Annotated in this window: 15 protein-coding genes; 10 read left to right on the top strand and 5 right to left on the bottom strand. The window is 67.3% G+C overall.

Features of this window, described 5'->3' with window-relative positions; translation table 11 throughout:
- Positions 1-102: 102 nt before the first annotated feature.
- On the bottom strand, positions 103-744 hold the full coding sequence (locus AC1Q64_RS18620) for a YitT family protein (RefSeq protein ID WP_492252362.1): 642 nt from the start codon (positions 742-744) through the stop codon (positions 103-105).
- Positions 745-873: 129 nt separating this feature from the next.
- Entirely contained in the window at positions 874-1386 is a 513-nt protein-coding gene (locus tag AC1Q64_RS18615) for an outer membrane protein assembly factor BamE (RefSeq protein ID WP_492252361.1), read from the bottom strand.
- Positions 1387-1462: 76 nt separating this feature from the next.
- Between AC1Q64_RS18615 and AC1Q64_RS18610 the strand changes: the two genes are divergently transcribed.
- The 10 genes from AC1Q64_RS18610 to AC1Q64_RS18565 all read left to right on the top strand — a co-directional run bounded on the left by AC1Q64_RS18610 (position 1463) and on the right by AC1Q64_RS18565 (position 9380).
- Positions 1463-1669, top strand: coding sequence for a DUF3460 family protein (locus tag AC1Q64_RS18610; protein ID WP_492252360.1), 207 nt, complete (start codon positions 1463-1465; stop codon positions 1667-1669).
- Between the two features lie 64 nt (positions 1670-1733).
- Positions 1734-2597 (top strand): segregation and condensation protein A, encoded by an 864-nt coding sequence (locus AC1Q64_RS18605; RefSeq protein WP_492252359.1) that lies wholly within the window; start codon positions 1734-1736, stop codon positions 2595-2597.
- A gap of 65 nt (positions 2598-2662) precedes the next feature.
- On the top strand, positions 2663-4252 hold the full coding sequence (nadB, locus tag AC1Q64_RS18600; RefSeq protein WP_492252358.1) for an L-aspartate oxidase: 1590 nt from the start codon (positions 2663-2665) through the stop codon (positions 4250-4252).
- Positions 4249-4884, top strand: coding sequence for a 7-carboxy-7-deazaguanine synthase (queE, locus tag AC1Q64_RS18595; protein WP_492252357.1), 636 nt, complete (start codon positions 4249-4251; stop codon positions 4882-4884). The genes nadB and queE overlap by 4 nt, the downstream gene beginning before the upstream one ends.
- Positions 4885-4909: 25 nt before the next feature.
- Entirely contained in the window at positions 4910-5284 is a 375-nt protein-coding gene (locus AC1Q64_RS18590) for a 6-pyruvoyl trahydropterin synthase family protein (protein WP_492252356.1), read from the top strand.
- Positions 5285-5347: 63 nt separating this feature from the next.
- Entirely contained in the window at positions 5348-5728 is a 381-nt protein-coding gene (gene panD / locus AC1Q64_RS18585; RefSeq protein ID WP_492252355.1) for an aspartate 1-decarboxylase, read from the top strand.
- Positions 5729-5730: 2 nt separating this feature from the next.
- The gene (bioA, locus tag AC1Q64_RS18580; RefSeq protein ID WP_492252354.1) at positions 5731-7059 is read left to right on the top strand and encodes an adenosylmethionine--8-amino-7-oxononanoate transaminase; all 1329 of its coding nucleotides are present in this window, start codon (positions 5731-5733) and stop codon (positions 7057-7059) included.
- Positions 7056-7727: a dethiobiotin synthase gene (gene bioD, locus AC1Q64_RS18575; protein ID WP_291438088.1), complete on the top strand. Its 672-nt coding sequence runs from the start codon at positions 7056-7058 to the stop codon at positions 7725-7727. Before bioA ends, bioD begins: the two co-directional genes overlap by 4 nt.
- Positions 7724-8944 (top strand): 8-amino-7-oxononanoate synthase, encoded by a 1221-nt coding sequence (gene bioF / locus AC1Q64_RS18570; protein ID WP_492252353.1) that lies wholly within the window; start codon positions 7724-7726, stop codon positions 8942-8944. The genes bioD and bioF overlap by 4 nt, the downstream gene beginning before the upstream one ends.
- A gap of 76 nt (positions 8945-9020) precedes the next feature.
- The gene (locus AC1Q64_RS18565) at positions 9021-9380 is read left to right on the top strand and encodes a 5-carboxymethyl-2-hydroxymuconate Delta-isomerase (protein ID WP_291438090.1); all 360 of its coding nucleotides are present in this window, start codon (positions 9021-9023) and stop codon (positions 9378-9380) included.
- Between the two features lie 53 nt (positions 9381-9433).
- On the opposite strand, the gene pabB is transcribed toward AC1Q64_RS18565, so the two are convergent.
- The 3 genes from pabB to nadC form a co-directional block, all read right to left on the bottom strand.
- The gene (pabB, locus tag AC1Q64_RS18560) at positions 9434-11266 is read right to left on the bottom strand and encodes an aminodeoxychorismate synthase component I (RefSeq protein ID WP_492252352.1); all 1833 of its coding nucleotides are present in this window, start codon (positions 11264-11266) and stop codon (positions 9434-9436) included.
- 75 nt (positions 11267-11341) lie between these two features.
- Entirely contained in the window at positions 11342-12475 is a 1134-nt protein-coding gene (gene nadA, locus AC1Q64_RS18555) for a quinolinate synthase NadA (protein WP_492252351.1), read from the bottom strand.
- A complete protein-coding gene (gene nadC, locus AC1Q64_RS18550; protein WP_492252350.1) occupies positions 12472-13320 on the bottom strand; it encodes a carboxylating nicotinate-nucleotide diphosphorylase in 849 nt (282 codons plus the stop codon). The genes nadA and nadC overlap by 4 nt, the downstream gene beginning before the upstream one ends.
- Positions 13321-13458: the final 138 nt, after the last annotated feature.

Here is a 13458-nt window from a genome sequence, read left to right as displayed (position 1 = left end):
CGCAGAGAATGGAATGGCCCCGTAGCGTTTGGCGGGGCTCAGAACCCCAGGGTCGCGCTCAACCGACGAGACTGTCAGCAACCGCGCTGGCGGCTGTCTCGCTCAATGGCCCACGTAGCGCCCTGGCCGGTGGCTGATCCACAAGAACCCGCTCATCACCAGCACCGCCAGCACCGAATACGCCACACGGTCTACCGGCACCACCCACAGTGCGAGCAGCACGACGGTGCCATCGATCATCATCTGCACCTTGCCCGCACGCATGCCGTAGCGGCCTTGCAGGTACAGCGACACCACGGTGGCACCGCCCAGGCTGGAGCGGTGGCGCGCCAGGAACAGACAGCCCGTGCCCAGCAGCAGCCCGCCCAGCAGCGAGGCGAACAGCGGGTTGAGATAGTCCACATGCATCACGTGCGGGAACAGCTCGGTCAGCAGCGACAGCAGGCCCACGCACACAAAGGTCTTGATGGTGAACTCGCGCCCCATGCGCGTCCAGGCGAACCAGTAGAACGGCAGGTTGACCACAAAGAACAGCTTGCCGAACGAGATGCCGGTGACGTAGTGCAGCAAAAACGCCGCGCCCGCCGTACCCCCCACCAGCAGCCCCGCCTGGTTGAACAGCATGAGCGCCATGGCCACAAACAGGGTGCCCGCAAACAGGGCCTGGGCGTCTTCAAAGGCGCCATGGCGCAGGGCGGACAGCGGCGGGGCCGCGTCGTGGGCGGTGGGCTGGGTATCGGGCATGGGCATTGAGTGATGGTGCGCGGAGGCTTTCCGCCGGTGGAGAGCCGGGTGCCTGGGGCAGCCCGGCGCGCATTCAGCGTTCTATTTGAAAGGTGGGAAGCAAGCAACGCGCCAGTGGGCCAGGCGCCGCTACTTGCCGCCCTTGAACTCGGGCGCGTCCGTGTCCGCACCCGTTTGCGTGCGCAGCACGAACTGGTCGGGCCCATAGACCACCGTGAAGACCTTGGACTGGTTGGGTGCCCCCAGGTAGCGCCAGTCGGCCCAGGTCTCCTTTTTCAGCTCGTAGGGCGTGACCTTGGCGGGCTTGCCGAGCAGGCGGCGCACCTCGTCCATGCGCATGCCGGGTGATACGCGCGCAAAGGTTTCGGGCGTGAGCACCTGGCGCAGCGCAGTCATGCGGCCGTCGGGGCCGATGGTGATCATGTAGTTGACTTGGCCTGCGGGCTGGCGGTTGTACTCGAAAGTGCGCGCGCCACCGGGTTCGTCCCACACGTTCTCAGGAGCGCCGAAGCGGTCGCGCACGTCGGCTTCGGTCGAAACGCCCTCCTTGAGCTCGCTGATGCGTTGCGGGTCGCAGGCGGCAAGCACCAGCAGGGAAAGGGTGGCGGCCGCCAGGGCAGCGGAGCGATATATCAAGCGCATAAATTCGTCCCGGTAAAATCTTGGACCTTCGGTGCATCACTGTGCCTGACGCGTTCCAAGAAAGAGTTCACAGTCCATGTCTATTTTCCGCCGCCCCGACTACCAATCCGATGCTACCCAGTTCATCAACCAGCTCAAGGCGAGCCGTCCCGAACTGGACCAGCAGCAACAAGCTGGCCGTGCCCTGCTGTGGGACAAGCAGGTGGACCGCAAGATCTGGGGCGAGTACCGCGACGCCCAGGTGCCCCAGAGGCCCTACGTGTACCAGACCAACGCCGATTGAGCATCTTTTGAGGCGCAAGCGCATGTATCTATTGCGCTGGCAGCTCCTGATTCAATAGCAAATCATGACCACCGCGAACGCAGCCGAAGCGGCAGATTCGCCCGGCGCGCCCTCGCTGGACGCGGCGGGCATGCCCGTGGTGGTGGACCAGGTGGCCCTGGCGCGCCTGTACGGTGAGCCGCTGTTTGCGCTGCCGCAGGACCTGTACATCCCGCCCGATGCGCTCGAAGTCTTCCTCGAAGCCTTCGAAGGCCCGCTGGATTTGCTGCTGTACCTGATCCGCAAGCAGAACTTCAACATCCTCGACATCCCCATGGTGGGGGTGACCAAGCAGTACCTGGCGTATGTGGACGAGATCCGCAGCCGTAACCTGGAACTGGCGGCCGAGTATTTGCTGATGGCCGCCATGCTGATCGAGATCAAGTCGCGCATGCTGCTGCCGCCCAAGAAGCAGGCAGAAGGCGAAGAACCCGAAGACCCACGCGCCGAACTGGTGCGCCGCCTGCTCGAATACGAGCAGATGAAGATGGCAGCCGCCCGCCTGGGGCAGATGCCGCAGTACGGCCGCGACTTCCTGAAAGCCCAGGTCTACATCGAGCAAAGCCTGCAGCCGCGTTTCCCCGACGTGCATGTGGTGGAGCTGCAGGACGCCTGGCGCGACATCCTGAAGCGCGCCAAGCTCGTGCAGCACCACCGGATCACGCGCGAGGAACTGAGCGTGCGCGAATACATGAGCATGGTGCTCAAGACCCTGCAGGGCCGGCGTTTTGTGGAGTTTGAAGAACTCTTCGAGCCCGAAAAAGGCAGCACCGTGCTGGTGGTGACCTTCATTGCGCTGCTGGAGCTGGCCAAAGAGACGCTGATCGAGATCACGCAGGCCGAAGCGTTTGCGCCCATCTACGTGCGCCTCGCTTACACGCCGGCCTAGGGCCGCCTTCCACTGTTCACCGCCCTGGCCGGTGGCCGTGGCATTACCCCCTTCACACGCAAGCCATGGCATCCCACGACTTTGACGTCCTCATCGTAGGCAGCGGCCTCGCCGGCCTCTCGGCGGCCCTGCACCTGGCACCCACGCACCGCGTGGCCGTCATCACCAAGCGCACGCTGCAAGATGGATCAAGCGGCTGGGCCCAGGGCGGCATTGCCGCCGTGCTGGCCGACGACGACAGCTTTGCCGCGCACATCGAAGACACGCTGGTGGCCGGCGCAGGCCTGTGCGACCTGGCCACCACCCGCTTTGTGGTGGAGAACGCGCCCGCATCGATCGCCTGGCTGCGCCAGCTGGGCGTGCCCTTCACGCTCGAAGGCGACCAGCTGCACCTCACGCGCGAAGGCGGCCACAGCGCGCGCCGCATTGCCCACGTAACGGACGCCACCGGCGCGGCCGTGCAGCGCACACTGATCGACGTGGTGCGCGCCACGCCCGGCATCACGCTGTTCGAGCAGCACACGCTGGTGGACCTGATCACCACGCGCAAGCTGGGCCTGCCGGGTAACCGCTGCCTGGGCCTGTATGCGCTGGACAGCGACACCGACGAGGTCGTCACCTTCCGCGCCCCGCAAACCATCCTGGCCACGGGCGGCGCAGGCAAGGTGTACCTGTACACCACCAACCCCGACACCGCCACGGGCGACGGCATTGCCGCCGCGTGGCGCGCGGGGTGCCGCGTGGCGAACATGGAGTTCATCCAGTTCCACCCCACGGGCCTGTACCACCCACACGAAAAGTCCTTCCTCATCAGCGAAGCGGTGCGCGGCGAAGGCGGCAAGCTGCTGCTGCCCCCATCGGCAGGCGGCACGCGCTTCATGCTCGACCATGACCCACGTGCCGAACTGGCCCCGCGCGATGTGGTGGCCCGCGCCATCGACTTCGAGATGAAAAAGCACGGGCTGGACTGCGTGCACCTGGACATCTCGCACCAGAGCCCCGCGTTTTTGCAGGAGCACTTCCCCAACATCCTGGCCCACTGCGCATCGCTGGGCATCGACATCACGAAGGAGCCGATCCCCGTAGTGCCCACCGCCCACTTCACCTGTGGCGGCGTGCTGACCGACCTGGCGGGCCGCACCGACCTGCCCGGCCTGTTTGCCGTGGGCGAAGTGGCATGCACCGGCCTGCACGGCGCCAACCGGCTGGCCAGCAACTCGCTGCTCGAATGCATGGTGTTTGCGCGCGCGGCTGCGCAGACTATCGCAGCGGCCCCGACCACAGAACTGCCCACCGTGCCCGCATGGGACGACAGCCGCGTTACGGATGCCGACGAGTCCGTGGTCATTTCGCACAACTGGGACGAGTTGCGCCGCTTCATGTGGGACTACGTGGGCATCGTGCGCACCAACAAGCGCCTGGAACGTGCTGCCCACCGCATCGCGATGCTGCAGGGCGAGATCCACGAGTTCTACGCCCACTTCCACATCACGCGCGACCTGCTGGAGCTGCGCAACCTGGTGCAGGTGGCCGACCTGATCGTGAAAAGCGCCCAGCTGCGCCGCGAAAGCCGGGGCCTGCATTTCAGCCGCGACTACCCCGAGGTCGCAGCCCCCGCCGCCCCCACCATCCTCGTCCCCCCGGTGCCCCGATGACCTACAGCGTCAAAGAAATTTTCTATACCCTGCAAGGCGAAGGCGGCCAAGCCGGCACACCGGCCGTGTTCTGCCGCTTTGCAGGCTGCAACCTCTGGACGGGCCGCGAGCAGGACCGTGCGCAAGCCATCTGCCAGTTCTGCGACACCGACTTTGTCGGCACCGACGGCACGCTGGGCGGCAAGTTTGAAACAGCCACGGCGCTGGCGGAGTTGATCGCCGCCCAATGGCCTGCGGGCGCGGGCCACCGCCTGGTAGTGCTGACGGGCGGCGAGCCCCTTCTGCAGGTCGATGCGGCGCTGATAGAGGCGCTGCACGCGCAGCAATTCCGCATCGCCGTCGAAAGCAACGGCACCGTCGCCGCGCCCGAAGGCATCGACTGGCTATGCATCAGCCCCAAGGCGGGTGCACCGTGGGTGCAGCGCAGCGGGCAGGAACTGAAACTGGTCTGGCCCCAGCCCGGCTTTGACCTGCAGGCGCTGGAGCAGGACACCCAGTTCACCCACCGCTTTCTTCAGCCCATGGACGGACTTCTGCAGCGCCAGAACACTGCCGCCTGCATTGACGCCTGCCTGGCCCACCCCGCATGGCGATTAAGCCTGCAAACCCACAAGCTCACCGGCATAAGGTGACGCGGTTTTATCTTCTAGTTTCCGTATGTTGTTCACCATCTCCCAGCGCTTCTTCTTCGACGCCGCCCACACCTTGCGCCGCGAGATCGAAGCCGAAGGCAGCCGCCGTGTGCACGGCCACACCTACCACGCCGAAGTTTTCCTGACCGGCCCACGCGACCCGGCCACCGGCATGGTGCTGGACCTGGGCCTGCTGCGCCGGGGCCTGGAGGTGGTGCGCGGGCAGCTGGACCACCACATGCTGGACGAAGTGCCCGGCCTGGGCACCCCCACGCTGGAGAACCTGTGCCTGTTCATCGCCCAAGCGCTGCCCGCTGACCTGCGCGCCAGCGTGACCCGCGTGCGCGTGTGGCGCGAAGCACTGGGCGACAGCTGCGCGCTGGACTTTCCACAGCCCTGACCGGCCATGGCCCTGCCAGCGGCAGGCCCCCCAAAGTTCACAGACTTCACCCGAGGAAGCCCGATGTTCCGCACCCTGCTCAAATCCAAGATCCACCGCGTGGCCGTGACCCAGTGCGAGCTTCACTACGAAGGCTCGTGCGCCATCGACGAGGACCTGCTCGAAGCGGCCGACATCGCCGAGAACGAGCAGATCCACATCTGGAACATCAACAACGGCGAGCGCTTTGTCACCTATGCCATCAAGGGCCAGCGCGGCAGCGGCATGATCTCCGTCAACGGCTCGGCCGCACGCCACGCTGCAGTGGGCGACCTCATCATCATTGCGGCCTTCGTCCAGGTGCACGAAGACCAGGTGGGCACGCACCAGCCGCAGCTGGTGTTTGTGGACGACCACAACCGCCAGACGGAACTGCGCCACGCAGTGCCCACACAGGCCCTGTAACAATGGCATCGACCCATGACGCTCTGGTGGCCCGCAGCCTGGCTGCCGTCTGGCACCCTTGCACGCAAATGAAGCGGCACGAGGCCCAACCGCCCGTGGCCATTGCGCGCGCGCATGGCCCGTGGCTGTACGACACCGAAGGCAAGCGCTACCTCGACGGCATCAGCTCCTGGTGGGTCAATCTGTTCGGCCACAGCCACCCACACATCCAGGCCGCGCTGGTGGACCAGCTGGGCCAACTGGACCACGTGATGCTGGCGGGCTTTACCCACGCGCCCGTGGTGGAACTGTCGGAACGCCTTGCCGCGCTCACCGGCCTGGGCCATGCTTTCTATGGCAGCGACGGCGCAGCCGCCACAGAGATTGCGCTCAAGATGAGCGCGCACTACTGGCGCAACACCGGTCGCCCCGCCAAGAGCCGCTTTGTGGGTCTGGCTGGTGGCTACCACGGCGAAACCGTGGGCGCACTGGCGGTGACCGACATCGCCATCTTCCGCGAGGCTTATGCCCCGCTGGTGCGCCTGGCCGATACCGTGCCCAGCCCCGATGCACGCGGTGCCCAGCCGGGCGAGACGGCCGAAGACGTGGCGCGCCGTGCCGCTGCAGCACTGGAAAGCTGGCTGCAGGAGCACCACACCACCACCGCCGCACTCATCGCCGAGCCCCTGGTTCAATGCGCTGCGGGCATGGCCATGCACGACCCGGAATACCTGCGTCTGGCACGCGCGCTGTGCAATCGCTACGAGGTGCACCTGGTGGTCGATGAAATTGCCGTAGGTTTCGGCCGCACGGGCACCATGTTCGCGCACCAGCAGGCAGGCATCCAGCCTGATTTCATCTGTCTTTCCAAAGGCCTCACGGGCGGCACACTGCCGCTGTCGGCCGTGCTGACCACCGACGCGGTGTACGCCGCGTTCTACGACGACGACGTGGCGCGGGGCTTTTTGCATTCGCACTCGTACACCGGCAACCCGCTGGCCTGCCGCGCGGCATTGGCCACACTGGATCTGTTTGAGCAGCTGGATGCCCTGAACGCGAACGCAGCGCTGGCACAGCGCATCGACGCGGCCTGTGCGCCACTTGCCCACCACCCGCGCGTGCGCCACGCAAGGCGCCTGGGAATGATCTGGGCCTGGGACGTAGACACTACCCTGCCCGACTTCGCACGCCGCTACCACCAGCACGCCATGGCGCGCTCTCTGGTGCTGCGGCCCATCGGGAAAACGCTGTACGCCATGCCGCCGTATGCGCTCGACGACGAGGCCGTGCAGTGCCTGGCCAGCGGCGCGCTCGACGCGCTGAACGCCACGCTGTACGAGGAGAAATCATGATTGGATGTTTTGTGACCGGAACCGACACGGGCGTCGGCAAAACGCTGGTGTCCGCCGGTCTGCTGCGTGCATTGGCAGCCCACCACCCCCGCGTGGTGGGTATGAAGCCCGTGGCGGCCGGCGTGGTGCCTTGGGGGGACGACTGGGCCAGCGAGGACGCGATCGCGCTGCGCTCCGCCTCCACGCTGGCGGTGGCCCCCGAGCTGGACAACCCCGTGCTGCTGCTCGACCCGCTCTCGCCCCATATCGCCGCTGCGAGGGCCGGGGTGCAGATCGACCTCAACGCCATCGTGCGCAGCTACCACGCGCTGGCCGCCCAGGCCGACGCCGTGGTGGTGGAAGGCGCCGGCGGCTTTCATGTGCCACTGACCGACACCCAGACAGGCGCTGACCTCGCTCAGACCCTGGCCTTGCCCGTGGTGCTGGTGGTGGGGCTGCGGCTGGGCTGCCTGAACCATGCGTTGCTGACCGCCGAGGCCATCCGCACGCGCGGCCTCACGCTGGCCGGCTGGGTGGCCAACCGGGTAGACCCTGACATGGAGGCCGTGGAGGACAACATCGCCTACCTGCGCGCGCGGCTGGGTGCGCCACTGCTGGCCGATGTGCCGCACCAGGAGCTGCCTGAACCCGGCAGCCTGGTGTTTGATCTTCCGAAGGATTGGCGATGACTGGCGCCACGGCACTGCAGACGTCGTGGCTCGATGAGATCCCTGTACGCCTGGCCGACATTGAACGCGCCCACCTGCTGCGCCGCCGCCGCGTGGTGCAACCCGCCGGCGGTGCACGTCTGCTGGTGGACGGCCAGCCCATGCTGGCCTTTTGCAGCAACGACTACCTGGGCCTGGCCAGCCACCCAGCGCTGGCCGAGGCCGCGCGTGAGGCCACACGCCACTATGGCGTGGGCTCTGGCGGCTCGCCGCTGGTCAGCGGCCACAGCGCCGCCAACGACGCACTGGAGCACGAGCTGGCGGCCTACGTGCAACTGCCCCGCGCGTTGTACTTTTATGCCGGCTACGCCACCAACTCCGGCATCATCCCCGCGCTGGTGGGCGACGGCGATGCGCTGTTCTCCGACGCGCTCAACCATGCCTGCCTGATCGACGGCGCCCGCCTGTCGCGCGCCACCATCCACCGCTATCCCCACGCCGACCTGGCCGCGCTGGAAGCGCAGCTCGCCGCCAGCCCCGCACGGCGCAAGCTGGTCATCAGCGATGCGGTGTTCAGCATGGATGGCGACCTCATCGATATTCCGGCGCTGCTGGCGCTGTGCGAGCGCTACGACGCCCTGTTGCTGCTGGACGACGCTCACGGCTTTGGCGTGCTGGGCCCCCAAGGGCGCGGCAGCCTGGCGCAGGCGGGGCTGACGGGAGCCACGGCTTCACGCCGCGTGCTTTACATGGCCACGCTGGGCAAGGCTGCGGGTGTGGCGGGCGCCTTTGTGGCAGGCGATGCAGCCCTCATCGAATGGCTGCTGCAAAAAACACGCACCTACATCTTTGCCACTGCGGCCCCGCCGCTGCTGGCCAGCGCGTTGCGGCAAAGCCTGCAGATCATGGCGGCCGCCGATGACCGGCGCGCGCACCTCGCGGCCCTCATCACTCAATTGCGTACCGGGCTGGCCGACCTACCCAAGGCCCTAGGCTGGCACCTGTTGCCGTCGCACACGCCTGTGCAGGCCCTGGTGATCGGCAGCAACGAAGCCGCACTGCACGTGATGGACGGCCTGCGCGCCCAAGGCCTGTGGGTGCCCGCCATCCGCCCGCCCACCGTGCCTGCGGGCACGGCGCGGCTGCGCATTGCGCTGTCGGCCGCGCACACCACAAGGAATGTGGCGCAACTGCTGGCCGCGCTGCATGCGCTGGCAAAGCCGTTGGTAAGCCGTTGACACGCCGCAGTACCATGCAAGGCCCAGGCAACCTGCCAACGCGGGCCCTCCCCCATCCTTCCAGCGAGACAATTCCATGCCCCACCTGACCATCGAATACTCCGCCAACCTGCCCCACTACCCCGAGGCCGAAACGCTGACGGCCCTGAACGCCACCCTGTGCTCCCACCCCCAGGTGCAGGACGAGGCGGATCTGAAAACCCGCTTCATCGTGGCCGACAGCTTCGAGATCGGCATCGCACCCGCCAACCGCGCCTTTGTGCATGCCCAACTGCGCCTGCTGTCCGGCCGCACGCCCGAGGCCAAGAAGGAGCTGTCCGACCGCATTGCCGCTGTGCTGCGCGAGCGCACCCCCAAGCCCCAGGGCGTGATGGTGCAGCTGAGCGTGGAGATCGTGGACATGGACCGTGGCTCGTACGCCAAAGAGCGGCTGTGAACCGGCCATGAACCCGGCGCCCGCCTCGCAACATACGGGGCGCTGGCACCCAGTCACGCGTCCAGCGTAGCCGCCAGCCAGCCGCGCAGGCTGTTGATGAACGCCCAGCCTTGCACGCGGGGTATGTCGGCCACGCGCAGGACGACCTCTACCACGTGGCCATCCTGCAGCGCCACTGCGCGGCCCACGCCGGGCAGCAGGCCGCAGGACAAGGGCGGCGTCACCCAGCGCCCATCGATGAGCGCGGCGATGTTGCCGAAGGTGCCCTCGGTGATCTCGCCTGCCTCGTTCCACAGCACCGTGTCAAACACACCGGAGGTGGTGGGGGCAAACGCCGCGTAGTGCGCGCGGCGGGTGGTCTTGTAGCGCACAAACTCGCTGTGGGCGGCCGCAAAGGGGCGCGGCGCCAGTTGCAGGCGCACGGGCACCGCAGTGGTCTGCAGCGCAAAGGCCTCGGCGCGGGCGCTGCCATCCGCCGCCAGCAGCAGGCGCACCCGCCAGTCGCCGTCGCGGTGTTGCAGGGCGGCAATCTGCAGCTCCTGGCGCACCGCATGGGCGTTGAACACAAAGCCGAAATGTGCGGCCGCCTCGCCCATGCGGCGCACATGCTGGTCGGCGTGCATGAATTTGCCGTCGTGCAGGCCCAGGGTTTCGAGCACCTCGAACGGAGCGCTGGCCCGCTCGACAAAGGCGCGCTTGTGGTGCCACTCGGCCCACTCGGCGCCTGCCTCGGCACCGGAGGTGATGCCGCTGCCAATGCCGCAGGTGGCTTTGGCGACGCCGGGGGAGGTTTCCGCACCCGCACCCGTACTCAGGCCACGCAGCACCACGGTGCGGATGGGCACATTGAACGTGGCCGCCACCGGATGCAAGCCGTCCGGCCCCGCCGCCCCGCCAGGCCGCACCACACCCACCGCGCCGCAATACACGCCGCGCGGCGCAGGCTCCAGCGCGCGGATCATCTGCATGGCGCGCACCTTGGGCGCCCCCGTGACAGAGCCGCAGGGGAACAGCGCCGCAAACACATCCGTCAGCGTGGTGCCGGGCCGCGTGCGCGCCGTCACGTCCGAGGTCATCTGCCACACCGTGGGCAAGGCCTGCGTGGCAAACAGCGCAGGCACCTGCACGCTGTGCGGCAGCGCAATGCGCGACATGTCGTTGCGCAGCAGGTCCACGATCATCACGTTCTCGGCACGCTCCTTGGGCGCCGTGCGCAGGTGCTCGGCCTGCTGCGCGTCCTGCTCGGGGGTGGCGCCACGCGGGGCCGTACCCTTCATCGGGCGGGCCAGCAGGGTGCCGCCTTCCGGCGCGTCCTGCCAGTCAAAAAACAGCTCGGGCGACACCGACAGCACCTGCTCGTCACCCGCCTGCAAGTAGGCGGCATAGCCCCCGGGCTGCGCGCGCAACAGCGCGGCAAACAAGGCCTGCGGCGACCCCTGCAGCGTGCCACGAAAGGGCGCGGTGTAGTTGACCTGGTACAGCTCGCCCGCCGCAATGGCCTGCTGGATCTGCGCCAGCGCGGCGTCAAACTCCTCGCGCTCGGGGCTGTTGTCCCACACCACCTGCGCAGGGGTTGCCGCTGCCGCAGCATCCGCCGCGTCGTCGGTCCCGGGCTGGGGCGCGTCATACACGGCAAACCAGGCCAGCGGGCCGTCGGCCGCATGGGTCTGCAATGCGGCATCGAAGGCCGGGGCGGCCTCGTAGCGCACATGGCCCACGCACCAACGGCCTTGCTGTGCGGCGGCAAACACGGCGTCGAGCACACCGCGCACCTCGTGCAGTGCCTGGGCCACCAGCACCTCGCGCGGGGCCTCGAAACGGTGGCGCAGGCGCGCGGCGCCTGCGCTCAGCGGCTGGGTGAAGTCAATGTAGCAACTAGAAGTCAAAGCAGGCGGAGGCGCTAGTGGATCATGCGCATGTAGCTATCAAAAAATGAGCAAACATCAACACGTCGTGCGCACTCAGGCAGCGCCCAGGTGGGGCAACAGTGCGCCGGTGGGCTGACCGTTCTTGAGCGCCGCCGTGAAGGCCAGCATGCGGTCAATCGGCTGGCGCGCACGCGGGATCAGTGCAGGGTCCACGTGCACAGCGTTCGCACCGGTCTCCAGCACGCGGGCCACATCGGCCAGGCCGTTCATCGCCATCCAGGGACAGTGCGCGCAGCTCTTGCAGGTGGCGCTGTTGCCCGCCGTGGGGGCTTCGTAAAAGGTCTTGCCGGGGTTGAGAGTGCGCAGCTTGTGCATCATGCCGTTGTCGGTGGCCACGATGAACTCGCTGGCGTCCATCTCGCGCGCAGCCTTGAGGATGGCGCTGGTGGAGCCCACGGCGTCGGCCAGGGCCACCACGTCGGCGGGACTCTCGGGGTGGACCAGCACCTTGGCATGCGGGCGCTGCTGCTTGAGCAGCTCCAACTCTAGCGCCTTGAACTCGTCGTGCACGATGCAGGCACCGTTCCAGAACACCATGTCAGCGCCCGTCTCACGCTGGATGTAAGCGCCCAGGTGGCGGTCGGGCGCCCACAGGATCTTCTGGCCTGCGGCCTTGAGGGCGCTCACAATGTCGAGCGCACAGCTCGATGTGACGAGCCAGTCCGCGCGCGCCTTCACGGCCGCGCTGGTGTTGGCATAGACGACCACGGTGCGGTCGGGGTGCTGGTCGCAGAACGCGCTGAATTCGTCGATGGGGCAGCCCAGGTCCAGCGAGCAGGTGGCGTCCAGGTCGGGCATGAGCACGGTCTTTTCCGGGCTCAGGATCTTGGCCGTTTCGCCCATGAACCGCACGCCGCTCACCACCAGGGTCTGCGCCGCGTGGTCGCGGCCAAAGCGGGCCATCTCCAGCGAGTCGCTCACCAGACCACCGGTTTCCTCGGCCAGGTCCTGCAGGTCCGGGTGCACGTAGTAGTGCGACACCATGACCGCATTCTTTTCTTTCAGCAGGCGGCGGATCTTGTCCTTGAGCGCGGCACGCTCTGCCTGCGAAGGCTCGGGCGGCACGCGGGCCCAGGCGTGTTTGGTGGAGCAGACGGCGCCTTCCTGGGCATCCAGCGGCTGCTCGTACTCCACATCGATGCGGTTCAACACGGCGGTGGTGGTCATGACAGTTCCTGCAGTCGCATGGAGAAATCGGTGGCCTTCACGTCCTTGGTCAGCGTGCCGATGGAGATGCGGTCCACCCCCGTCTCGGCCAATTCGCGCAGGCCGTCGAGCGTGACACCGCCCGAGATTTCCAGAATCGCACGGCCCGCGTTGATGCGCACGGCATCGCGCAGCTGGGCCAAGGGCATGTTGTCCAGCAGCACCATCTTGGCGCCCGCATCCAGCGCCTCGGCCAGCTGCTCCAGGGTTTCCACTTCGATCTCGATGAACTTTGCCTGTGACGCCACCTTGTCGGCCGCGCGCAGCACGGCGGTCACGCCACCTGCGGCGGCAATGTGGTTCTCTTTGATCAGCACCGCATCGTGCAGGCCAATGCGGTGGTTGGTGCCGCCGCCCACGCGCACGGCGTATTTCTGCGCCAGGCGCAGGCCGGGAATGGTCTTGCGCGTGTCCACAATGTGGGCGCGGGTGCCAGCCACCACATCCACATAGGTACGGGTTTTGGTGGCCACGGCCGACAGCAGTTGCAGGAAGTTGAGCGCCGTGCGCTCGGCGCTGAGCAGCGCGCGGGCATTGCCTTCAATCTCCAGCACCACCTGGTCGGGGGCGCAGCGCTGGCCTTCGGCCACATGCCAGGTGATCTGCACCGTGGGGTCGAGGGCGCGCAGCGCGGCCTCGGCCCAGGGGGCGCCGCAGATCACGGCGGCTTCGCGCGCCAGGATGCGCGCGCGGGCGCGGCGGGCGGGGTCGATCAGGCCGGCGGTGAGGTCGCCGGTGCCCACGTCTTCGGCCAGGGCGCGCGCCACATCGGCCTGGGCCAGGGCCTTCACTTCGGTATCGCTCATGGGGGTCTTTGCGGGGGAATGTGCGGAATATGTCGCAGCTGTCATGGGCCGCGAGCATACCGGGAACGCAAAGGCCACTGTGCCAGCGCAGGCCCCTGGGGCCCGTGCAGGAAACCAATAAGTACACCCAGTATTGGT

The organism is Acidovorax sp. GW835-FHT14G06 (assembly GCF_058793595.1).
This window is presented reverse-complemented; position numbering and strand designations above follow the sequence as displayed.